The following is a 23,418-nucleotide window of genomic DNA, read 5'->3' as shown; positions in this document are numbered from 1 at the left end:
TGTCAGTCCGAGGACCTAATCTGTGCAGCGTGACTTCGCCTGCCTCGACGGACCCTGTTCCGCCCCAGCTCAGCGCGGGGCCGCGGCTCGCCCAGGGCCCGGCCGCCGACGAAGGGCTGGCGCGACGGCTGCGCGCGCTCGCCTGCACCGCGCCGCTGCACGACCTCGACACCCGCAAGGCCAATCTGGCGGGGGAGTACTCCGTCTACGCGATGGCGGAGGTCGCGCTCGCGGCGATCGACCTCGTCACGCTCAACATGGACTTCGACACGGGCGCGGACCACGAGCAGATAGTGGCCAGACTCCTCCCGCGCGTCGCGGCCCAGGCACCGCACCGTCCGGCCACCGAGCACGAGCGGGTGGCCCGCTGGGTGCTGGAGAATCTGATCAACGTCGGCAGCGTCGACCGCGGTTTCCGCGCCGTGTACGGCACGTTCGGCGCCGACGGCGTCTACACCCGCCGGGACTACGACTTCAAGCTGATCGAGGAAGTCCCCGGCCACGGCGGCAGCGTCTATCTGCGCACCACCGACGAAGCGGTCAACGTGCTGGTGGGCGCGTTGGACACCGATGTCACCAGCGCGCAGATCGCCGCCGAGGTCAAGCTGGAGGTACTGATCAACAGGGGTCGGCTCGCCGACGCCCAACTCGCCGCCGAACAGGCCCGGTACCGCACCGTGCAGTACGCGGAGACCTTGCGCAGGACCCTGGAGGCGACCCGGCGCAACGTGCGCGCGGTCGACTGGCTCAACGCCGTGCCCGACATGATCGCCGAAGCCCTCGACCATGTCGCCGACCGCTACCGCCACGAGAACGCCATCCTCAACAACATCCGCAAGTCACGTGACGAGGCGGAGACCGGCGCCGACCCCAAGACGGCCGAGCACAAGCGGCGCGCCGCCGAACTGGTCGACATCGTCAAGGACTGCATCCGCCGGCACACCCAGCTCCAGTCCCGACTCCTGGAGGCCGGACCGCTGTTCCGCGCCGAGCAGGACCGACAGGCGTTCGCCGAGCCCACGACACGGACGGGCCTCGACCTCTACGGCCAGCTCGTCGCCCCGCTCCTGCCGCTGTCGGTCGACCGGGCGAGCCGTGTCACCGACGCCTTCTTCGCCCGTGGCACCGGGCTGCGCACGCCCGCGTCCGTGCGCGTCGGCGACCTCGTGGACCTGCTGCTCACGCCTCCCGTGGAGCGCGAACACCTCGGCGCGGAGATGCCCGAGCCCGATCTGATCGCGACCCCCGCCGACAGCCGCTTCAGCGAGGAGCAGTTGGCGAGCGCGATGGAACTGCTCGACCTGGAGCCCGACGCGCCCCGCAGACTCTCCGGCCTGCTCGCCGAGGCCCGCCGCCGTGACCAGGACCTGCCCTATCTGGTGGCGCTGCTCGCGATCCACGCGGCCAGTCCGCCGGTCGGTACGGCCTACCGGCAGGGCGAGGAGCGGCTGTTGTTCGCCGTGGACGACGGCACTCCCCTCGACGACGAGGAGTTCGGCGGCGCGGACCTCATAGTGGGCATGGCCCTCCTGGACGCCGCGGGCATGACCGCCGACCGTACGGACGCGGCATGACGCCCCCGAGGATCCACCGGACGCGTCCCGGGCCGACGGCCCGTATCACCCGCATCAGGACCACCCGCATCAGGACCACCCCCAGCAAGGAGCAGCGCCCGTGAGCGACCACCAGGCAGAGCACGCCGCCGCGTGGGGCGAGCCGGGCAGCACCGAAACGGCCCGCGCGTCCGTGCCCCCGCCGCCCGGCGGCGCCGTCACCCCCGCCGACGCGGCCGACGCCGCCCGCCTCGTCTCCTTCGGACTCCAGCCCAAGCTGCTGCCCGCGCGGGACGCCGAATACGCCGACCTGCTGCGCCGCTACCGCGAGGAGACCTCCTTCGCGCGGCTCGCCGACGCGGTGGCCACCGGCCTCGGTCTCGTCGTCCTCGAAGTCTCCTCCCGCGCCGGAATGGCCGTGACGGCGGGCGAGGACTCCGTGTTCGCCGTCCGCATGGGCGACTACGCCCGCCGCGCGTCGACCGACTCGGCGGACCGCTTCCTGCACGGCCTCGCCCATCTCGCCGTCGCCGCCATGGCCTTCCCCCGCCCCGAGGACCTCGCCGACGACGGGTACATCGGCCGGATCACCGTCAACGGCGTCGACGCCTTCGTACGACAGGCCTGCCGCAGGCTGGAGGAACAGGCCGAGGAACAGGGCGAGAACACCGACCCGGAGACCGACGCCCCCGGCCTCGAATCGGCCTGGCGCGTCTACGCGCGCCGCAGCGCGACCGGCGCCACCAAGGACGCGCGCCGCCTCGCGGGCTCCACCACCGGCATCATCGGCAAGGCCATGGCCTTCCTCACCGACTCCGGCTTCCTGCACCGCACCGGCGACGACGCCGGAGGCGCGTACCGCACCACGGCCCGCTACCAGCTCCAGGTCCGCGACATGGCCGGCAGCGCCGCCATGGCCGAACTGCTCGCCCTGGGCGTCGTACCGGTCACCGACGGATCGGCCACGCTGCTCCCCCCACCCGACCCGGACGACCTCGACCTGGTCGCCGACGCCGGACTGCCGTTCCACTCCTGAGCCCAGCGGTCCACCGGCCCGGCAGCCCAGCCCCGCCCCCACCCCGCGCCGGTCTTCAGCCGGTCCTGATCACGACGAGAGTCCGCCGCCATGTACGAGCTGTCCCGGGTCCGCCTCTACTCCATCGGGCCTGCCGGTGCGCGCTACGCCGACACCGTGCTCGACCTGCGCGGAGTCGGCGAGCCGGTGCCCCACCCCGCGCCCGCCCAGGCGGAGTTCTTCGAGGACGAGCCGGTCGGCCCGCCGCGCCGCCCGGCCCCGGCCGGTGTGCTCTTCCTGGAGAACGGCGGCGGCAAGTCCGTCCTGCTCAAGCTGATCTTCTCGGTGATGCTGCCCGGCCACCGCAACACCCTCGGCGGGGCCAGCTCCGGAGTGCTGCGCAAATTCCTGCTCGCCGACGACTGCGGCCATGTCGCCCTCGAATGGCAGCACACCCTCACCGGCGAGCTGGTCGTCGTCGGCAAGGCCAGCGAGTGGCGCGGCCGCCAGGTGTCCAACGACCCGCGCAAGTTCGCCGAGGCCTGGTACTCCTTCCGGCCGGGCCCCGGGCTGAGCCTCGACTCGCTGCCGGTCGCCGAGTCGACCGCCGTCCGGCGGCCCGTGGAAGGCGTCTCCGGCGCGCGGGGCCGACGCCGCACCATGAAGGGCTTCCGGGACGCCATCACCGACGCGGGCAAGGCGTATCCCCACCTGGACGTGCACTGGGAGGAGATCCACGACCGCTGGATCGAGCATCTCGGCGATCTGGGCCTCGACCCCGAACTGTTCCGCTACCAGCGGGAGATGAACGCCGACGAGGGCGAGGCCGCCGGCCTCTTCGCGGTGAAGAAGGACTCCGACTTCACCGATCTGCTGCTGCGCGCCGTCACCGACACCCGCGACACGGACGGGCTCGCCGACCTCGTCGGCGGCTTCGGCAACAAACTGGGCCGCCGCGCCGAGCTGACCGCCGAGCGGGACTTCACGGCCGGCTCCGTCGATCTGCTCGGCCGGATCGTCGACGCCGCCGACTCCCGGTCCCGGGCCCGCGACATCCACACCGGCGCCGAGCGCCGCACCCGCACCCTCGCGCGCAGGCTCACGGCCCGCGCCGCCGTCGAACGAGACCGCGTGGGCGACCTCGCCCAGCAGGTCACCGCGGCCGCCCACACCGTCACCGAGGCCGACCGGGCCCGCGGCCGCAGCGCGCTCATCGCCGCCGAACTGGCCTACCGGCACGCCTCGCTGGCCCTCACCGTCGCCGAGAAGGCCGCCGCGGCGCAGCGCCGCGAGCTGACCGACGCCCGTACGCTCCACTCCGCCTGGCAGGCCGCCGAGAACGTCCTGCGGCACCGCGCCGCCGCCGACCGTTCGGCGCGTGTCGCCGTCGCGATCCGCGAGGCCGAACGCGACGCGGCACCCGCCCTGGCCGCCCGCGCCACCGCCGCCGCCGACCTCGTCCGGGCGCTGCACGCCGCGGCGGCCGACGGCGAGAGCCTGGCCAACGAGGAGGAGGAGCGCTCCGCCGCGCTCCAGGAGGTCGGCGAGGCCGCGCACCGCGACGCGACAGCGGCGGCCACCGAGGCACAGCGCGCCCGCAGCGAGACCGGTCATCTGCGCCAGCGCCTGTCCGAGGTCGAGCAGGAGACCGCCGAGGCGGTACGGGCCGGCTGGCTCGACGACACGGCGCCGGACGCCGACCCGGCACGGGCCGCGCTCGCCGCGAGCGACGCGGAGAAGTCCGCGGTCGCCGCCTGGGACACGGCCAGGGAGGCGGCGCGCGCGGCGGCGGACCGGGCCAGGGAGGCCGCGGCGACCGAATCCCGCGCCGAACTCGCCGAGGCCCGCGCCGTCGACGCCGCGCGTGCCGCCGAGCACGAGTACGACGCGGAGCGCCGTACCGCCGAGTCGATCGCCGAGGAGGAACGCCTCACCGAACTGCTCGGCCTGCCCGGCGCGCCACCACGCGCGGGCGTCCCCGGACCGCGCAGCGCCGGCCAGGGCGGCCCGGAAGGATCGACCGATCCGGCGGCGGCCCCCGGAACCGCTCCCGAAGCGGGCTCCGGCGGCACGAAACGCCGAGACGGCACCGGCAACGGCACCGGCACCGCCGTCGGGCAACTGTCCAGGACGACCGGCGCCCCGGCGGCCCACACCGCCCAAGGCCCCCTCACCCCAGAGGAACTGGACCGGTACGCCGACGAACTGCGCGAACTCCTCGACCAGAGCGTCACCGCCGCCGAACGCCAGCTGTTCGACCTGCGTACGGCCGCCGCCGACGACTCCCGCATCCTCGGCGCGCTCGGCGACGGCGGGCTGCTGCCGCCCGGCCCCGACGTCCTGGCCACGGTCGAATACCTCGGCGAACACGGCATCCCTGCCCTCCCCGGCTGGCGCTATCTCGCTCAGGCCGTCGACCCCGCCGACCACGCCGCCGTCCTCACCGCCCGGCCCGAACTGGTCGACGGCGTCGTCATCACCGAACCCGCCTCGCACGCCCGCGCACGCGAAGTCCTCTCCGGCGCCGCCCTCCTGCCGCGCTCCACCGTCGCCGTCGGTACGGCCGCGGCCCTGCTCGCACCGGTGCCGGGCCCCGGTCCGCACGGTGACGCGGCCGGCGGCGAGGACAGCGGCGTCTTCCTCGTACCGCCCAACCCGGCCATGCACGACGAGCACGCAGCCGACGCCGAACGGCAGTCCCTGCGCGCCAAGTCGGCCGCCCGCGACGAGGAGATCCGCACCCTGTCCGCCCGGCTCTCCGCCGACCGGGCCATCGCCGCGCGCCTCGGCTCCTGGCGGGCCACCTGCGCCCCCGGCAGACTCACGGAACTCGCGGAGACCGCGCGAGCCGCCGACGATCTGGCGCGATCGGCCGGGGCCGAACTCGCCGAGGCCCGTACGGTCCGGACCGAGGCGGACGAGGCCGCCGCCGACACCGCCCGGGTACGCGACGAACGGCAGGAGGCCGCCCAGCGCGCCCGCCGGGTCTCCGACGCCCTCGCGGGCCTCGCCTTCCGGCTGCGTGAACGGGCCGGCTGGCAGGTCAAGCTCCGCGCGCTGGCCGACGACGCGACGGAGTCCGAAGCCCGCGCCACCGCCTGTCTGGAACGGGCTCGCGCCGCCGACGAGGACCGTCGCGCCGCCCAGCGCGCCGCCGACGACGCCCGCCGTACGTCCCGTGCGCTCCGCGCCGAGCGCGCCGAGATCGCCGGCGCCCCCGAGAATCTGCCCGAGCCCGACGGGAACGCGCCCCGCACCGCGCTGCCCGCGCTGCGCGAGGCCTACCGGGCCGCCTCCCAGCTGTACGAGAAGGTCGGCGTCGGCGCCGACCTCCGCGCCGAACAGGCCCACGCAGAGAGCGACGAAGGCGCGGCCCTCGCCGAACTCGACCGGCTCAGCAACAAGGTCCGTACCCGCGCCGCCCAGCTCCTGGAGAGCACCGACGGCGCCGACGGACCGTCCCGGCAGGCCGCCGCCGCCCGCGCCGAATCGCTCGTCCAGATGCTGGAGTCACGCGCGTCGGCCGCCAGCGAGCACCTGGGGCGCCTGCGCGGCGAGGCCGAACGGCTCGCACCCGCCGAGGGCGAGACACACACGGACCTGCCCGACGGGCACGTCCCCACCGAGGTGGCACAGGCCCAGACCCTGCTCCGTACCGCCACCAACGAACTCGCCACGCGCACCGACGCGTTGGACACCGCCCGCTCCGCACACAGCGAACTGCTGCACGCCCACCGCACCGCCGAGGACGCCACAGGCGGCTTCGAGGAGACCGCGGCCCTCCTCGGCGATCTCCTCCGGGGCTCGGCCTACGAGGACACCGACGAGGCACCTGAAGCCCCCGAGCCCTATCCCGGGAGCATCGAAGAGGCCCGGATCGCCGCCGCCGAGACCCGCCGCTCGCTGCGCACCTGCGCGACGGACCTGTCCGCGGCCGACGCCGCCGTCCGGGAAGCGAGCGACATTCTCGTACGGCACGCCAACTCCACCCGCTACGAGCAGGTACGCACCCCCGCCCGCCAGCAGATCCGCGAACTGCCCGCGGCCGCCCTGCCGGACCACGCCGCGAAGTGGGCCAACGCCTTCGCCCCCCGGCTGCGGGTCCTCACCGACGAGCTGGAGCAACTGGAACGCAACCGCGACTCGATCGTCGACCGGCTGCGCGGACTGGTGGAGTCCGCGCTCACGACCCTGCGCTCGGCGCAGCGGCTGTCCCGGCTGCCCGAAGGACTCGGCGAGTGGTCCGGCCAGGAATTCCTCCGGATCCGCTTCGAGGAACCCGACCAGGCGACCCTCACCGAACGCCTCGGCGAGGTCGTCGACGAGGCGACCCGCGCCGCCCTCAAGAAGAACTCCGACCTTCGCAGGGACGGCATGTCCCTGCTCCTGCGGGGCGTCCAGGCGGCTCTCCAGCCCAAGGGCATCGCCGTCGAGATCCTCAAGCCGGACGCCGTGCTGCGCGCCGAGCGGGTCCCGGTCGGTCAGATGGGTGACGTCTTCTCCGGCGGCCAGCTGCTCACCGCCGCGATCGCCCTCTACTGCACGATGGCCGCGCTGCGGAGCAACGACCGGGGACGCGACAAGCACCGGCACGCCGGCACGCTCTTCCTCGACAATCCGATCGGCCGCGCCAACGCGACGTACCTGCTGGAGCTCCAGCGCGCCGTCTCGGACGCGCTCGGCGTCCAACTCCTCTACACGACCGGCCTCTTCGACACGACAGCATTGGCCGAATTCCCCCTGGTGATCCGGCTGCGCAACGACGCGGACCTGCGGGCGGGCCTCAAATACATCAGCGTCGAGGAACATCTGCGGCCGGGGCTTCCCCAGCAGGACCCGGACGGCGAGACGGTGCACGGCGAGATCACGGCCACGCGCATGTTCAAACGCTCCCAGGCCGCCGTCGCGGCTGCTGCCACGACGACGGCCGACGAGACACCGGCGGAGCCGGCGGCCCCGCCGCGGAAAGACACCCTCCAGGACAGGTCCTAGGACCCCGACAGCCGCCGGGACGCGGGCGTTCAGGCCTCGGAGAGCCTGCCGGCGCCCCGGCGTCGTATCCGCGCGCCGTCACGCTCCGCCGTACGCGCCGTACGCCTGGCCCTGCGGCGCTCCCTGCGCAGCTGCCGTGCCGTGCTGCTCGGCACCGACACCACACCGTTGCGCTGATTCCACACCTGGCGCGTCACCCATACGTCGAGCACGCCCCACGTCGCCACCACCGTGCTGCCCACGCTGCTCAGCACCATGGGGAAGGCCAGCCACGAGCCCGCGAGGGTGCAGAAGAACGCCACCATCGCCTGCATCAGCGTCACCGACGCGATGATCACGGCCCGCACCGCCGCCGTCCGCACCGGATCGGGCATCCGGCGCCGTATCGCGGGCTCCTCCACCCAGAGCCGTCGCGACAGGCCCGTACCGCGCGGGGCCGGCAGCTCGACCTCGACCTCCGCGGGCGCCTTCCTCGTGGCCGCACCGCCGGCCTCGCGGCCGTCGCTGCTGTTCTCGGGGCCGCTCTCGCGACCCGCCGTACGTGCCTGCGCCTGTGCCCTCTTGCCCGCCTTCGTCGCTGTTCTCGTGTCCGACTTCGTATTCATGGACCGTAACTCCCCACCGCTGTCCGACATCAGGGTGACTGCCCGGCCCCGGCCGCTTCACGCGAACCATGGCACCGAATGTGTGGCGGCAGCGCACCGGCGCTGTCCGCCCGCCCCGTCCCTCGCTCCGAATTCCCCACCCTGAGCCGGTACTTCCGTACGTCAGTACCCATACACATAGACGAGCGACAGATCAGGAAGATTCCCGCGCACATACGGTTCAGGCCATCTGATCGATTGCGAAAAGTGACGTCCCGCCAGGTACTGTGCGCGACAGCGGCGAAAGTCAACTCCGTGAATACCAGGACAACTCGTGATCAACTCGCCTGAGCGAGACCGAAAAGCGCCCGGACGTGTCTTCGAGTTGTTGGTGTGGCAGTAGTAGGCTCACGCCGTTTGTTGACGAGGATGTCCATTCTGATGAAGACGCCTTCCACGTCGGGTGGAAGGTCGAGCTGGGGGAGGCCATGCGCTTTCGCGGGAAGTCCATCCGCCGGAAGATCGTGGCGTTGCTGCTTGTGCCGCTCGTCTCCCTCACGGCCCTGTGGGCATTCGCCACCACACTCACCGGCCGCGAGGCCAACCAGCTCCTCGATGTCGCCTACATCATCGACAAGGTCGGCGACCCCGTGGAGGACACGGTCCGCGTGGTCCAGCGGGAACGCCGCCAGACCCTCGTCTACCTGGCCGACCCCCGTAACTCCGAGTCCCTCGCCTCCCTGCGCCGGCAGCGCGCGGCCACCGACAGGGCCGTCACGAGGATCAAGGCGAACGCCGAGGACCCCTCGGTACGCGACCAGATGAGCAGCACCACCTCCGCACGGCTGACCTCTCTCACCGACGCCCTCGACGGCCTGGGCGCGCTGCGCCGCTCCGTCGAGAAGAGCACCGTCACCCGCGGCCAGGCGCTCGACTTCTACAACAGACTCGTCGACCCGTGCCACAGCTTCCTGTCGACGCTGCACGTCCTGGAGGACGTGGAGCTGGACAAGCAGGCGCGCGCCCTGGTCGGCGTCGACCGCGCCCAGGAGATGCTCTCCCGTGAGGACGCGCTGGTCGTCTCCGCGCTGGTCACCCGTCGTACCACGTCGGACGAGATCCGGCTGATATCCGACCTGGTCGCCAACCGCACTCTGCTCTACGAGACCAACCTCGACGTCCTGCCCGCCTCCGAGCGGGAGATCTTCGAGCAGTACTGGGGCGGCCCCGGCACCCAACCGCTCCGCGAGGCGGAGGAACAGCTCATCACCGCGGGCCCGGGCAAGGACCCGGCCTCGGTGGACGCCGCACGCTGGCAGGAGATGGCCAACCCGGTCCTCGAAAGCCTTGAGCGCGAGGGCGAGGCGGCCGACGAGCGCTACCAGGACCGGGTCGAACCGGCCGGGTTCAACGTCTTCGTACTGGCCGGAATCGCCGGCGTACTCGGCTTCCTCGCGCTGCTCGTCTCCTTGATCGTCTCCATCCGCGTCGGCCGCAGCCTCATCCGCGACCTGTCCGGCCTCCGTAAGGAGGCACACGAGGTGTCCGGCGTCCGTCTGCCGAGCGTCATGCGACGCCTCGCGGCGGGCGAACAGGTCGACGTCGAGACGGAGGCCCCGCGGCTGGACTACGAGCGCGACGAGCTGGGCCAGGTCGGCCAGGCGCTCAACACACTCCAGCGCGCCGCCGTCGAAGCTGCCGTGAAGCAGGCCGAGTTGAGGCACGGAGTCTCCGAGGTGTTCGTCAACCTCGCCCGCCGCAACCAGGTCCTCCTCCACCGCCAGCTCACGCTCCTGGACACCATGGAGCGCCGTACCGAGGACACCGACGAACTCGCCGACCTGTTCCGCCTCGACCATCTGACCACCCGTATGCGGCGCCACGCCGAAGGCCTGGTGATCCTCTCCGGAGCCGCCCCGTCCCGCCAGTGGCGCAAGCCGGTCCAGCTCATGGACGTCGTACGGGCCGCGGTCGCCGAGGTCGAGGACTACGAGCGCGTCGAGGTCCGCAGACTGCCGAGGATCGGTGTCGGCGGCCCCGCCGTCGCCGACCTCACCCACCTCGTCGCCGAACTCCTTGAGAACGCCACGGTGTTCTCACCCCCGCACACGGCGGTGCAGGTCCACGGCGAACGTGTCGCCAACGGCTTCACCCTGGAGATCCACGACCGCGGCCTCGGCATGAACTCCGACGCCCTCCTCGACGCGAATCTGCGGCTCGCGGAGACGCCCGAGTTCGAGCTGTCCGACACCGACCGCCTCGGCCTCTTCGTCGTCAGCCGGCTCGCGCAGCGGCAGAACGTACGGGTCTCGCTCCAGCCGTCTCCGTACGGAGGCACCACCGCGATCGTGTTCCTGCCGGCCGCCCTGCTCACCGAGGCGCCCGAGACCCAGGGCACCGGATTCCGGCTCGACCGGCAGAACCTCGCGACCGACAACGGCCGCGGCCGCTCCGACGGCCGGCTGGCGTCGCTCTCGCAGGTCCCCACCGGACTCAGCGGAAGCCGCTCCGTGCTGGACGGGCCCATCGAACTCGAACCTCCGCTCACCGGCCGGGAATTCGACGACCGGCCCACCCGCGGTGACAGCACCGCCGCCACCGACCTCGGCAGCGGCGACCTGGACGACACCGAGAGCGAGCGCGGCGGAATCTTCCGCGCCCGCGAGCACCTGCGGGACACTCGCGGGCGTGAGGCGGGCCGGCCGCGCGGAGCGCGCGACGCCGCCTCCGGAGAACTCCACGAACAGCACCGCCAGGCCGCGGACCAGGACGGTCCCAACGGGCCCCGCGGCCGTGACAGCCGCGACGAGGCCGACCCGCTCGGCTTCCCGGCGCAGCTGCCCCGCCGCAGCCGCAAGACCCCGAAGCTGGTCGCCGACCACGGACGGCGTCTGGACGAGCGCGGCGGCGCCCACCCGGCGTCGGATGCGTCGCCGGGCACGCCCCCGGTCGCGAGCACGCCCGCGCCGGCGACACCCATGCCGGGGGCACCCGTGCCGAACGAGCCCGTGCCGAGGACGCCCGTGTCGAACGCGTTCGCACCGAACCCGTCCTCACCGACCGACGGAGCCGCCGTGACGCCTGACGAGAACGGGTCTCCCGCCCCGCTCGGCGGCCTTCCCCGGCGCGTCCGGCAGGCCAGCCTCGCGCCCCAGCTCAAGGACGCCGTACGGGAAGAGGCCGAGGCGTCGCCCACCGACGCCACGGAACGGGACTACGAGCGGGACGCGGACCAAGTACGCAACCGTATGGCTTCCCTTCAACGGGGCTGGCAGCGTGGCCGTCAGCAGAACAACGCCGAAGACACCGATGGCACCGAAGGCATCAACGGCCCCGGCGACACAGCAGGAACGACACCGGAGGGGGACGGTCGATGACCGCACCGAAAGCCGCATCATCCGATTCCACACGCCGCGGATCCGTTCCGGGCGACCTCAATTGGCTCCTCGACGAGCTGGTGGAACGGGTCGGCAGCATACGCAAGGCGATCGTCCTCTCCGGGGACGGCCTCGCCACGGGCACGTCGAAGGATCTGACCCGCGAGGACGGCGAACATCTCGCCGCCGTCGCCTCCGGCTTCCACAGCCTCGCCAAGGGCGTCGGCAGGCACTTCGAGGCGGGCAAGGTCCGCCAGACCGTCGTCGAACTCGACGAGGCCTTCCTCTTCGTGACGGCGGCGGGCGACGGCAGTTGCCTCGCCGTGCTCTCCGACTCCGATTCCGACGTCGGCCAGGTGGCCTACGAGATGACGCTCATGGTCAAGCGCGTCGGCGTCCACCTCGGTGCCGCCCCCCGCGCCGGACAGCCCGCCACCGGGTGAGTTGAATGTCATGACTGAAGCAGGCGAGGGTCCGAAGCACTGGTTCGACGGCGACGCCGGACCGGTGGTGCGCCCGTACGCCATGACACGAGGCCGGACCAGCAGCGCCACCCGGCACCGGCTCGACCTGATCGCCATCGTCATCCCGGCGCCCGCGGCCGACGACCCCGCGGGCGACCGGACACTGTCTCCCGAGCATGTGGAGATAGTCGAACTCTGCAGAGCCAGTCCTCAGTCGATCGCGGAACTCGCCGCGGGTCTCGACCTCCCCGTAGGGGTGGTCAGGGTCTTCGTAGGAGATCTGGTCGAGAACGAACTGGTGCACGTAACCCGTCCCGTTCCGCCGGCCGAGCTGCCGGACGTGAACATTCTCCGCGAGGTGATCAATGGTCTTCGGGCGCTCTAGCCGTGGACAGCGGCCGATCGAGCCGGTGACTCTGAAGATCCTGGTGGCAGGCGGTTTCGGGGTGGGCAAAACCACCCTCGTGGGCGGGGTGAGCGAGATCAAGCCGCTGCGCACCGAGGAACTGCTCACCGAGGCGGGCCGCCCCGTCGACGACATCGCGGGCATCGAGGGCAAGACCACGACCACGGTCGCGATGGACTTCGGGCGCATCACGCTCCGCGACGACCTGGTGCTCTACCTCTTCGGTACGCCGGGCCAGGACCGCTTCTGGTTCCTGTGGGACGAGTTGGCCCAGGGCGCGCTCGGCGCGGTCGTCCTGGCCGACACACGGCGGCTGGAGGACTCCTTCGCGGCGGTCGACTACTTCGAGCGGCGGGACATCCCCTTCGCCGTCGCCGTCAACTGCTTCGAGGACGCGGCCCGTTTCCCCGCCGAGACGGTCCGGACGGCGCTCGACCTCGACCCCGAGGTTCCGCTGCTCATGTGCGACGCGCGCCGTCGGGAGTCCGTCAAGGACGTCCTGGTGGCGGTCGTGGAGCACGCGATGATCCGCGCGCGCAAACAGCGCGAGCCCGCCGTCACCACCAGCTGACGACACCCACCGACGACACGCACGGAACACGGCCCGTACCCCCACCGACAGGGGTACGGGCCGTGAGTCTCAGCGGTTCAACGGGTCAGCGGTTCAACGGGTCAGCGATTCTCGGCGAGCCACTTCGCGGCGATCTCGGCCAGCTCGGCGTCCCGTCCCGCCAGCATCATCCGGATCATCTGCACATCGCCGCGCAGTGACCACGCGGGATGCCCGAAACTCGCGGGGTTGTTCTTCTCGATGAAGAAATGCGCCGGCCAGGCCGTTCCGTAGCCGATCAACGGCAGCGCCGCCGCGTACCGCTTCCGGCCGCGAGACAGGCCGTAGACGCTGACGGCGAGGCCGGTGAGCGTCCCCGTGAGATGGACCCAGCGGGTGGCCGCGCGGGAGTGCATCGCCACGTAGTAGGGCCAGAATTCCTCGTACGACTCGTATGTCGCCGTTGTCTCCGTTGCCATACGGGCACCGTAACGGCTCCGCCGGGAAGGGGAAACGGGCAGGAGGAGAACCGAAAACGGGCGGCTCGCGTCCGAGAGTAGTGAGCGGGCGGCCGGAACCCACGGGGGTGGTCCCGGCCGGCCGCTCACCCGCTGGTCGGCCCCTCGCCGTCAGCGACCGACGACGGAGCGCCAGGACACCGGGAAGTCGAAGTAGGTGTCGGGGAAAAGCTCCGGCTTGTGGGTGAAGTGCCACCACTCCTCGGGGAGGTTGGTGAATCCGGCGTCGGCCAGCGTGCTCTTCAGGAGCTGCCGGTTCGCACGCTGCTCACCCCGGATCCGGGGATCGTCGGTGTGCGACAGCGTGTCGAAGCAGTCGTAACCGGTGCCCATGTCGACGGAGTTGTCCCGGAACCGCTCACCCTGCGGCGCGTAACAGGGGACCAGCTTCTCGCCGGGTACGTACGGCAGGGTCGGCCTGGCCGGCAGTTTGACGATCGTAAGATCCACCGTGCTGCCCCGGCTGTGACCGGACTTCTCGGCGATGTATCCGTCGGTGAACAACCTCGACTTGTCGACCTGAGGATAGAACTCCGGCTTCATCCTCTCGTCCGTCAGGTCCTTCGCCCAGCGGACGAAGTGATCGACCGCCCGCTGCGGGCGGTAGCAGTCGTACACCTTGAGCGAGTAGCCCTGCCGCAGCAGCTTCGACTGCGCGCGCTGAAGCGCCTGCGCGGCCGGCCGCGTGAGGATGCAGAGCGGCTGGTCGTAGCCGTCGATCGGCTCGCCCACGAAGTTGTGCGGGGTGATGTAGCGGATCTCCTGGATGATCGTCGGTGCCACGGTCGGCAGAGCCACGAACTCCTCGGGTGCCGTGGGCCGGGACGTCCGGGAGCCCTCGCCGGCGCCGGAGGCCCCGGACGCTTCGGAGGTCCCGGTCGCCCCGGACGCCCCCGGGGCTGCGGCGGTCACGGCGAGCAGGGTGGCCGCGGTGGCGGCCAGCGCGCGGAGTGCGGAAGCGAGTCGTGTCATGGGCACACCGTCTATCAGTTCCACGGCCCGCGGGAAAGAGTGATCCGCTACAGTCCGCGCGTGCCCGACCCCGAGAACGACTCAGACACCCCCAGGAACCACGTCGTGCGGAACTCGCACTGCGGCAGCTGCGGCGCCCCGTACCCCGCCGGCGTCGGCTGGCCGCGGACCTGCCACGTCTGCGGCGACACGGCCTACCGCAATCCGCTGCCGGTCGCGGTCACCCTGCTGCCCGTGACCGACGACCAAGGCACCTCACTCGTCGTCATCACCCGCACCATCGAACCCCGGCGCGGCCACGTCGCCCTCCCCGGCGGCTTCATCGACCACGCCGAGGACTGGCGGCACGCCGCCGTACGCGAGTTGCGGGAGGAGACCGGTATCGAGGCCGCCGAGCGGGACGTACGGCTGGCCGACGCGATGAGCGCGGCCGACGGCGCCCATCTGCTGCTCTTCGCGCTCCTGCCGGCACGCCCCGTCGCCGAGCTGCCGGCGTCCGTGGCCACCGACGAGACGGACGGCTGGCAGTTGCTGCGGGCTCCCGCCGAGCTGGCGTTCCCGCTGCACACGGCGGCGGTACGGGCCTGGTTCGCCGGCCGGTACGACACCGCGACGCGCCCCGGCTGACCCTCGCCCCTGTCGTCCCGTGGCCCGGCGCCCTACCCCCGTACCCGCACCGGCAGCTCCGGCGGCACCACACCGTCGTCCGTCACGCGCTCGACCACCACCTCGCCGCCCACCAGCCGCGACGTGTACCGCTCCACCTCCGGATGTGCCCACCCGTCCCCGGCGTCCCGCACCACCAGTCCGCCACCCGTACGCCCCGGCGCCGGGGGCCACACCTCCAACTCGACGCCCCCGACCGCCCCGTCGGCACCGGCACCGGCACCGCCCCGGACCGGGATCACCGAGCCCGCCCGCGCCAGCACCGGAATCCGGGACGGCGGCGCGTCCAGCAGGACCTGACCCGGCCCCTCGTACGCGGCCCCGGTCGCCGTGTCGTACCACCGCCCGCGCGGCAGCCGCACCGCGCGCCGGTCCGTACGGGCCTCCAGCACCGGCGCCACCAGCAGCGAGTCCCCGAGCAGAAACGCGTCCTCGCAGTCCCGCAGCGCCCGGTCCTCCGGCGCGCCCCACCACACCGGACGTGCGTACGGCGCGCCCGTCAGCCGCGCCAGCTGGGCCAGCGTCGTGAAGTACGGCCCCAGCCGCTCCCGCTCCAGCAGCGCCACGCGCGCGTGGCCGAGCACCTCGTCACCGAACTCCCACGGCTCCCTGCGCCCCGCGTCGATCGACGCGTGCGTACGGAACAGCGGCAGATACGCGCCCAGTTGGTACCAGCGCAGAAACAGCTCCGGCGACGGACTCCCCGTGAAGCCCCCCACGTCCGGCCCCGAGTACGGCACCCCGCACAGCCCCAGCCCCAGCACCAGGGCCAGGGAGGCGCGCAGCCCCGGCCAGCCGGTCTCCACATCGCCCGACCAGGTCCCGCCGTACCGCTGCATCCCCGCCCACCCGGACCGCGAGAAGAGGAACGGCCGCTCGTCGGGCCGCAGCCGCCGCAGCCCCTCGTACCCGGCCATCCCCATCGTCAGCCCGTACACGTTGTGGGCCTCCCGGTGATCGCCACCGCGCCCGTCGAGCGCGTGCCTGGCCGACAGAGGCAGCGTCATGTCCCCGAACGGCGCGAACGACACCGGCTCGTTCATGTCGTGCCAGACACCCGAGAAGCCCTGCGCGAGCCGCTCCTCGTAAAGAGAGCCCCACCACTCACGTACCGCCGGATCGGTGAAGTCCGGATAGACGCACTCACCCGGCCAGACCTCGCCCCGTACGTCGTCGCCGCGCGCGTCCCGTACGAACGCACCGGCCGCCGAACCGCTGTCGTACGTGTCGTTCCCCGGCTCCGTCTTCACCGCCGGATCGACGATCGACACCAGCCGCACCCCCTCGGCGCGCAACTCCTTGGCGAGAGCGGGCAGATCGGGGAAGTTCCGCCGATCGACGGTGAACACCCGATGCCCGTCGTAGTGGTCGATGTCCAGATGGATCGCCGACAACGGCAGCCCGCGCTCCTGGTAACCGGTCACGATCCGCCGCACCTCCTCGGCGCTGCCGAAACCCCACCGCGCGTGCTGCGGCCCCAGCGCCCACGCGGGAGGCAGCGCCGGCACACCCGTCAGCGCCGTCCAGCCGTGCAGCACCCGCGCGGGCGTGCCGAGCAGCACCCAGCAGCGCAACGGACCGCCGCCCATCCGCAGGTCGGACGTGCCCGGCCGGTCATGGCCGGAGCCCGCGCCCTCCTCGCCCTCCTTAAGAATGACGCGCCCGTCCCACGAGTTGTCGTAGAAGGCGAGGTGCGTACCCGCGTCCGCCACCACCAGCTGCACCGGCATGGTGATGTACAGCGGATCGTCGCCGGGGCCGAAACCGCCCCGCGGATCGGTGTTCCACAGGCGGTACACACCGTCGCGCAGCCGCGGCCCGGACGCCCGCCCGCCGAGCCCGAAGAAACGCGCGTCGGCGGCCACCTCGGCCCGCTGCGCCCACCGCGCGGGCCCGCCCCCGTCCACCGGCTCCCACCAACGCGGCGGCAGCTCACGCCGCAGCACGACACCCCCGGGCGTCGCCACCTCCACACCGCCGTGCCGGGAGACCGCCACCGTCACGCGCTCCGACACCACCCGCCAGCCGCCGTCCTTGTCGGGCTCCAGAACGGCCCGCGGATCGGGCTCCGGCGGATCGCCCGCCAGCGCGTACGACGGCGCGGGCTCGGCCCCGTCCCACCCCCAGAAGACCCCGCCGCCCACCGCCACCCACACCCGCAGCTCTGCCCGCGCGAACCGGACGATCCCGCCCCCCGCCAACGGCTCCGCACCGCGCACCGGACCGGGCACCCTGGCCCGCTCCGCGCCCCGCGCCGGCAGATCCCGCTCATCCGTACGCCGGCGGCGCCAGGCCGACCGCACCGTCCGCATCCCCCGTACCGAACCGGCATCTTTCATCGAGCGCAGCAGTTCACGACCGTCCATGCTGCTCAGCCTGCCATCCGGCGGAGACCGAACCGACCGCGTTCAACTCCCGTTCACCCGTGGTGCGGCCACATGTCGCCCACGCCTCATCCCCGCACATCAGCAGGCATCACAGGGGGCCTGTCTGGTGCGAAAGACGATCACATGGCATCGTCCGTGGGAGCCGGGGCGCACCTCCGCACGCGTGCGCGCGCCCCACGCACACCACGCGTCGAGCCACCCCGGGAGCCACCGCATGACCTCAGCAGCCAGCCCAGCGCCCCTGTGGCAGCCGGACGCCGACCGCGTCGCGGCGGCGCACGTGACCAGGTTCCAGGCCTGGGCGGCCGAACGGTACGGGGCCCCCGCCGAAGGCGGCTACGCGGCGCTGCACCGCTGGTCGGTCACGGAGCTGGAAACCTTCTGGACGGCGATCGCCGACTGGTTCGACGTACGGTTCTCCACCCCGTACGAGCGCGTACTCGGCTCACGCGCCATGCCCGGCGCCGAGTGGTTCCCCGGCGCCAGCCTCAACTACGCCGAGCACGCCCTGCGCACCGCCGAGGACCCCACGCGCGCCGACGAACCAGCGCTCCTGCACGTGGACGAGACCCAGGGACCCACGCCCGTCAGCTGGGCCGAGCTGCGCCGCCAGGTGGGCTCGCTCGCCGCCGAGCTGCGCGCCCTCGGCGTACGCCCCGGCGACCGCGTCAGCGGCTATGTCCCGAACGTCCCGCAGGCCGTCGTCGCCTTCCTCGCCAGCGCCGCCGTGGGAGCCGTCTGGACGTCCTGCGCACCCGACTTCGGCGCCCGCAGCGTCCTCGACCGCTTCCAGCAGATCGAGCCCGTCGTCCTGTTCGCCGTCGACGGCTACCGCTACGGCGGCAAGGAACACGACCGCACCGGGACCGTCGCCGAACTCCGCGCCGAACTGCCCACCCTGCGCGCCGTGATCCACATCCCCCTGCTCGGCACCCCGGCCCCCGACGGCGCGCTCGACTGGTCCGCCGTCACCTCCGCCGACACCGAACCGGTCTTCGAGCAGGTCCCGTTCGCCCACCCCCTCTGGGTCCTGTACTCCTCGGGCACCACCGGCCTCCCCAAGGCCATCGTCCAGTCCCAGGGCGGCATCCTCCTCGAACACTTCAAGCAGCTGGGCCTCCACTGCGACCTCGGCCCCGACGACCGCTTCTTCTGGTACACCTCCACCGGCTGGATGATGTGGAACTTCCTCGTCTCCGGCCTGCTCACGGGAACGACGATCGTCCTGTACGACGGCAGCCCCGGCTACCCCGACACCGGAGCCCAGTGGGGCGTCGCCGAGCGGACCGGAGCCACCCTCTTCGGCACCTCGGCCGCGTACGTGATGGCCTGCCGCAAGTCGGACGTGCACCCCGCACGCGACCACGACCTGTCCAAGATCGCCTGCGTCGCCACCACCGGCTCACCCCTGCCGCCCGACGGCTTCCGCTGGCTCCACGACGAGGTCGCCGACGACCTGTGGATCGCCTCCGTCAGCGGCGGCACCGACGTCTGCACCTGCTTCGCCGGAGCCGTCCCCACCCTCCCCGTCCATATCGGCGAACTCCAGGCGGCCTGCCTCGGCACCGACCTCCAGGCCTGGGACCCGCAGGGCGAGCCCGTCATCGACGAGGTCGGCGAGCTCGTCGTCACCAACCCCATGCCGTCGATGCCCGTCAGGTTCTGGAACGACCCGGACGGCAGCCGCTACCACGACAGTTACTTCGACGTGTACCCCGGCGTCTGGCGGCACGGAGACTGGATCACCCTCACCGACCGCGGCTCGGTCGTCATCCACGGCCGGTCCGACTCGACCCTCAACCGCCAAGGCGTACGGATGGGTTCGGCCGACATCTACGAAGCCGTGGAACGCCTCCCCGAGATCCGCGAGTCCCTCGTGATCGGCCTTGAGGAACCGAACGGCGGCTACTGGATGCCGCTCTTCGTCCACCTCGCCGAAGGCGCCGTACTCGACGACACCCTGCGTGCCCGGATCAAGGCGACCATCCGCCAGGAACTCTCGCCCCGCCACGTCCCGGACACGATCATCGAGATCCCGGCCGTCCCCCACACACTCACCGGCAAGCGGATCGAGGTCCCGGTGAAGCGCCTGCTCCAGGGCACGGAGCTGGCCAAGGCAGTGAATCCCGGCTCGGTCGACAACCTCGAACTGCTCCACTTCTACGAGTCCCTGGCCAAGGAGCGTCGCGAGGCGCGCGGCTAGCACGAGGCACCATTGTCAGACCCCACGATTACTCTGAGTGAGCAGTGATCGACAGTGCTCAGCGCTCAGGGGGAGTCATGGCGCACACCAACCGCAAACACCACAGGAACACCGGAAAGAACGGACACACCGGCCCGGCCGGCACTTCGAGGCGCGCACGGAGCGAACGGCGCGCGCTCCGCCGCGAAGTGCCGTGCACCGTCGGGCTGCTCGCCGACGAGCAGGACTTCGCCGCCATGCGGCGCTACCGCACCTTCACCTTCGACGACCACCAGAGATACCTCCGACAGATCGACGGACTGCTCCGCTCCCTCGCCACCGAGGGAGCGCACACCGCGGTCGCGCTCTTCGACCCGGAGGAATTCGCGGAGTACTGCGCGGAGACCGGGCTCGACCCGGACACCGCCGCCAGTCGGGGCCGCTTCACGGCACGTATCGCGGCGACGGGCGGCGCCGTCGTGCCCTACACCGGACAGCCCGTCGGGCACCTCGTCCCGGAGCTGGTCAACACCGCAGTCCGCAGGGCCGCTTGGGAGTACGCGACGATGGTCCTCGCCGACCTCGGGGACTGTGCCGACTGCGGCGTGGACATCGGACGCGCCTCGTTCGACCGCGCCTCACGGCTCCTGACCCAGCTGATCGAGCGGGCCGGACCGGGCACGCACCACCTCGTGTGCAGCATCCCCACCCCGGACGAACAACTCCTCGCGGCCCTCCATGTGAAACGGCCCGACACCGGGCCCGCCCGGCTCGACGCGTCCGAGAGCGCGGAGTTCGTCACCGTCCTCGCGGCGGGCATCGCACTCGACAGCCACGGGGGAGTCGTCCTCCGTACGACAGGGCCCGACGCCCCGGACCGGCTCCACGGCTGGCGGCTCAGGAACAGCGGCCTCGCACCGCTCAGCGAAGGACAGGTCTTCAGCGCCTACTGCACCGACGCCGACACGGGCGAACCGCTCTCCCCGGAGCCGGGGGTGGAGTACCGCGCGGGCTTCGACCTCGGCATCGGGGACGCCGACATCCACCACTGAAACGCGAGGAGCTTCCCGCCGCGGTGCGACGGGAAGCTCCTCCTACACCCGCGGACCGGTCACTCGCCGGACAGCACCGCCTGGGCGGCCGACCGCGCCCCCTCGGCGGTGTCCGCCGCGCGCGCGGCGGCAGCGGCACGCTCGCACTGCGCGAGGGAGTACTTCGCCAGCGTCGCCCGTACGTAGGGGATCGACGCGGCGCCCATCGACAACGACGTCACACCGAGCCCGGTGAGCACACATGCCAGCAGCGGATCGGAGGCCGCCTCACCACACACGCCACAGCTCTTGCCCTCGGCCGCGGCAGCGTCCGCCGCCATCGCCACCAGATCGAGCAGCGCGGGCTGCCACGGGTCCTGCCACCGCGACACCGCGCCCACCTGGCGGTCGGCGGCGAAGGTGTACTGCGCGAGATCGTTGGTCCCCAGCGAAAGGAACTCGACCTCCTGAAGAACCGAGCGCGCCCGCAGAGCGGCCGACGGAATCTCCACCATCGCCCCGAACTTGGCGTTCAGCCCCGCCTCGCGGCACGCGTCGGCGAACGCCTTGGCGTCGGTGCGGTCGGCCACCATCGGCGCCATGACCTCCAGATACACCGGCAGACCCTCGGCGGCCTTCGACAGCGCGGTGAGCTGGGTCCGCAGCACATCCGGGTGCTCCAGCAGACTCCGCAGCCCACGCACACCCAGCGCCGGATTCGGCTCGTCGGCCGGGGTCAGGAAGTCCAGCGGCTTGTCGGCGCCCGCGTCCAACACCCGTACGACCACCCGGCCTTCGGGGAACGCCTCCAGCACCTGGCGGTAGACCTCGACCTGCTTCTCCTCCGACGGCGCCTGCTTGCTGTCGTCGAGGAACAGGAACTCGGTACGGAACAGCCCCACACCCTCGGCACCCGCCTCGACGGCCGCCGGCACATCGGCGGGACCGCCGACATTCGCCAGCAGCGGCACCTTGTGCCCGTCGGACGTCGCACCCGGTCCGGAGGAGGCGGCCAGCGCGGCCCGCCGCGCCGCGGCGGACTCCTCAAGCTCGGCACGCTTGTCGGCACTCGGCTCGACGAAGACCTCACCGGTACTGCCGTCGACAGCGACCAGCGTGCCCTCGGCTAGCTCACCGGCACCGGGCAGCGCCACCACGGCGGGCACCCCCAGCTGGCGCGCGAGAATCGCGCTGTGACTGGTCGGCCCGCCCTCCTCGGTCACGAAGCCGAGCACCAGCGTCGGATCGAGCAGCGCCGTGTCGGCGGGAGCCAGGTCACGCGCGATCAGTACGTACGGCTCGTCGCTGTCCGGCACGCCGGGCATCGGCACCCCGAGCAGCCGCGCCACGATCCGGTTCCGCACATCGTCCAGGTCGGCGACCCGCCCCGCCAGGTACTCACCGGCGCCCGCGAGCAGCGCCCGGTAGGACGCGAACGCGTCGTACACGGCACGCTCCGCCGTGCTCCCGACGGCGATACGCCGGTCCACGTCGGACATCAGCTCCGGGTCCTGGGCCATCATGGCCTGCGCTTCGAGCACCCCCTGTGCCTCGCCGCCGGCCAGATTGCCCCGAGCGATCAGGTCGGCGGCCACGGCCTCGACGGCCTGGCGGGCACGCCCCTGTTCGCGCTCGGCCTCCTCGGTCGGAATCTGCTTGGCAGGCGGTTCGAGAACCGCTGTACCCATGTGCCGAACCTCGCCGATAGCCACCCCGTGGCTGACGCCGACGCCTCGCAGCGTTGTCTGCATTGCACCCGTCTCCGGTTGTGCGGCGACCGACCGGATCGCCGCGGTTGATGAACCGACCGCCCGTCATGACGGGCGGTCGCCGTACCGACTAAGTCGCGGAGGTCACTGCCAGCCGAAGAGCGCGTCGCCGGACTTCACTTCGCCGTCCTGGACGACGTCGGACAGCGCCTCGACGCTCGCGTCCAGCGCCACGACCGGGCACACCGGAGACTTCCCGGCGGCCTCGACATCGACGGGGTTCCACCGCACGACGCCCTGACCCCGCGTCACGGTGTCGCCCTTGGCGACGAGGAGTTCGAACCCGGTGCCGTTCAGCTGGACGGTGTCGATGCCGAGGTGCGTCAGCACCCCGTGCCCCTCGGAGTCGAGAACGACGAAAGCGTGCGGATGCAGGGACACGACGATGCCGTCGATCGGCGCAACGGCCTCGGACGGCTCACGCACGGGGTCGATCGCGGTACCGGGACCCACCATCGCATCGGAGAACACCGGATCCGGCACAGCCGCGAGTCCGATGGCGCGTCCAGCAAGTGGGGACGTCACGCTGGTCATGGGGAGCCTCCCAGGGGGCGGAGATTCGTCTGCCGTCGTCACTACCTGTCATGGACGACGTACCGTTCAGAAGCGTAAGTCATATGAAGTGACGGTTCCGCCCGAGAGCTGCCAGTTGGCGGTCCCACGACGCACCGAAAACGATTTGCCTGCCCGCCGGGGCGGCATGTACTGTCGTACTCCTGCCTGGCCCTTACGCGACTTCGAGTCGGCGGCCGGTAGCACCCATCAAGTCATAAACTCTCTCGGATACAGCTTCCGCATGCCTGCGGAAGAGATGGTCAGGGAAAGCGAAAAGGCCTGATACTGTTTGAAACGTAAGGCCGAAGGGAAGCCCGGAGGAAAGCCCGAGAGGGTGAGTACAAAGGAAGCGTCCGTTCCTTGAGAACTCAACAGCGTGCCAAAAGTCAACGCCAGA

Annotated in this window: 17 protein-coding genes; 10 read left to right on the top strand and 7 right to left on the bottom strand. The window is 71.9% G+C overall.

Annotation, left to right across the window (positions count from 1 at the left end; translation table 11 throughout):
- Positions 1-29 precede the first annotated feature (29 nt).
- The 3 genes from ACFT9I_RS34020 (at position 30) to ACFT9I_RS34010 (ending at position 7,560) form a co-directional block, all read left to right on the top strand.
- Entirely contained in the window at positions 30-1,574 is a 1,545-nt protein-coding gene (locus ACFT9I_RS34020) for a hypothetical protein (RefSeq protein WP_382570936.1), read from the top strand.
- Between the two features lie 100 nt (positions 1,575-1,674).
- Positions 1,675-2,589 (top strand): hypothetical protein, encoded by a 915-nt coding sequence (locus tag ACFT9I_RS34015; protein WP_382570935.1) that lies wholly within the window; start codon positions 1,675-1,677, stop codon positions 2,587-2,589.
- Positions 2,590-2,679: 90 nt separating this feature from the next.
- Positions 2,680-7,560, top strand: a complete 4,881-nt coding sequence (locus ACFT9I_RS34010; RefSeq protein WP_382570934.1) for a hypothetical protein — start codon at positions 2,680-2,682, stop codon at positions 7,558-7,560.
- A gap of 29 nt (positions 7,561-7,589) precedes the next feature.
- On the opposite strand, the gene ACFT9I_RS34005 is transcribed toward ACFT9I_RS34010, so the two are convergent.
- The gene (locus ACFT9I_RS34005) at positions 7,590-8,165 is read right to left on the bottom strand and encodes a hypothetical protein (protein WP_382570933.1); all 576 of its coding nucleotides are present in this window, start codon (positions 8,163-8,165) and stop codon (positions 7,590-7,592) included.
- Between the two features lie 467 nt (positions 8,166-8,632).
- Here ACFT9I_RS34005 and ACFT9I_RS34000 point away from each other — a divergent pair, with 467 nt between their 5' ends.
- Genes ACFT9I_RS34000 through ACFT9I_RS33985 form a run of 4 tightly spaced genes read left to right on the top strand, consistent with a single transcriptional unit; the run spans position 8,633 to position 12,962 of the window.
- The gene (locus ACFT9I_RS34000) at positions 8,633-11,521 is read left to right on the top strand and encodes a nitrate- and nitrite sensing domain-containing protein (protein ID WP_382570932.1); all 2,889 of its coding nucleotides are present in this window, start codon (positions 8,633-8,635) and stop codon (positions 11,519-11,521) included.
- Positions 11,518-11,964: a roadblock/LC7 domain-containing protein gene (locus ACFT9I_RS33995; RefSeq protein WP_382570931.1), complete on the top strand. Its 447-nt coding sequence runs from the start codon at positions 11,518-11,520 to the stop codon at positions 11,962-11,964. The genes ACFT9I_RS34000 and ACFT9I_RS33995 overlap by 4 nt, the downstream gene beginning before the upstream one ends.
- A gap of 10 nt (positions 11,965-11,974) precedes the next feature.
- A complete protein-coding gene (locus ACFT9I_RS33990) occupies positions 11,975-12,370 on the top strand; it encodes a DUF742 domain-containing protein (RefSeq protein ID WP_382570929.1) in 396 nt (131 codons plus the stop codon).
- On the top strand, positions 12,351-12,962 hold the full coding sequence (locus tag ACFT9I_RS33985; protein ID WP_382570928.1) for an ATP/GTP-binding protein: 612 nt from the start codon (positions 12,351-12,353) through the stop codon (positions 12,960-12,962). Before ACFT9I_RS33990 ends, ACFT9I_RS33985 begins: the two co-directional genes overlap by 20 nt.
- Before the next feature lie 101 nt (positions 12,963-13,063).
- On the opposite strand, the gene ACFT9I_RS33980 is transcribed toward ACFT9I_RS33985, so the two are convergent.
- On the bottom strand, positions 13,064-13,420 hold the full coding sequence (locus ACFT9I_RS33980; protein ID WP_382570926.1) for an Mpo1-like protein: 357 nt from the start codon (positions 13,418-13,420) through the stop codon (positions 13,064-13,066).
- A 150-nt stretch (positions 13,421-13,570) separates the two neighbouring features.
- Entirely contained in the window at positions 13,571-14,431 is an 861-nt protein-coding gene (locus ACFT9I_RS33975; protein ID WP_382570924.1) for a M15 family metallopeptidase, read from the bottom strand.
- Positions 14,432-14,491: 60 nt separating this feature from the next.
- Here ACFT9I_RS33975 and ACFT9I_RS33970 point away from each other — a divergent pair, with 60 nt between their 5' ends.
- The gene (locus ACFT9I_RS33970; RefSeq protein WP_382570923.1) at positions 14,492-15,058 is read left to right on the top strand and encodes an NUDIX domain-containing protein; all 567 of its coding nucleotides are present in this window, start codon (positions 14,492-14,494) and stop codon (positions 15,056-15,058) included.
- Between the two features lie 32 nt (positions 15,059-15,090).
- Here the strand turns inward: ACFT9I_RS33970 and ACFT9I_RS33965 are convergent, their stop codons facing one another.
- A complete protein-coding gene (locus ACFT9I_RS33965; RefSeq protein ID WP_382570921.1) occupies positions 15,091-17,463 on the bottom strand; it encodes a TIM-barrel domain-containing protein in 2,373 nt (790 codons plus the stop codon).
- 235 nt (positions 17,464-17,698) lie between these two features.
- Here ACFT9I_RS33965 and ACFT9I_RS33960 point away from each other — a divergent pair, with 235 nt between their 5' ends.
- Entirely contained in the window at positions 17,699-19,687 is a 1,989-nt protein-coding gene (locus tag ACFT9I_RS33960) for an acetoacetate--CoA ligase (protein ID WP_382570919.1), read from the top strand.
- Positions 19,688-19,764: 77 nt separating this feature from the next.
- Entirely contained in the window at positions 19,765-20,718 is a 954-nt protein-coding gene (locus ACFT9I_RS33955) for a hypothetical protein (protein WP_382570917.1), read from the top strand.
- Positions 20,719-20,777: 59 nt separating this feature from the next.
- Here the strand turns inward: ACFT9I_RS33955 and ptsP are convergent, their stop codons facing one another.
- The 3 genes from ptsP to ACFT9I_RS33940 form a co-directional block, all read right to left on the bottom strand.
- Positions 20,778-22,448: a phosphoenolpyruvate--protein phosphotransferase gene (gene ptsP, locus ACFT9I_RS33950; RefSeq protein ID WP_382570915.1), complete on the bottom strand. Its 1,671-nt coding sequence runs from the start codon at positions 22,446-22,448 to the stop codon at positions 20,778-20,780.
- Between the two features lie 102 nt (positions 22,449-22,550).
- Positions 22,551-23,000: a PTS glucose transporter subunit IIA gene (locus ACFT9I_RS33945; protein ID WP_382570914.1), complete on the bottom strand. Its 450-nt coding sequence runs from the start codon at positions 22,998-23,000 to the stop codon at positions 22,551-22,553.
- 228 nt (positions 23,001-23,228) lie between these two features.
- Positions 23,229-23,418 (bottom strand): hypothetical protein (locus ACFT9I_RS33940; RefSeq protein WP_382570912.1); only part of this gene is annotated, 190 nt, incomplete at its 5' end.

Origin of the sequence: Streptomyces sp. NPDC057137, assembly GCF_042670825.1 — a bacterium.
In the GTDB taxonomy this organism is placed as follows: Bacteria; Actinomycetota; Actinomycetes; order Streptomycetales; family Streptomycetaceae; genus Streptomyces.
The sequence above is the reverse complement of the archived record's forward strand: the minus strand, read 5'-3'. Positions and strand labels throughout refer to the sequence as shown.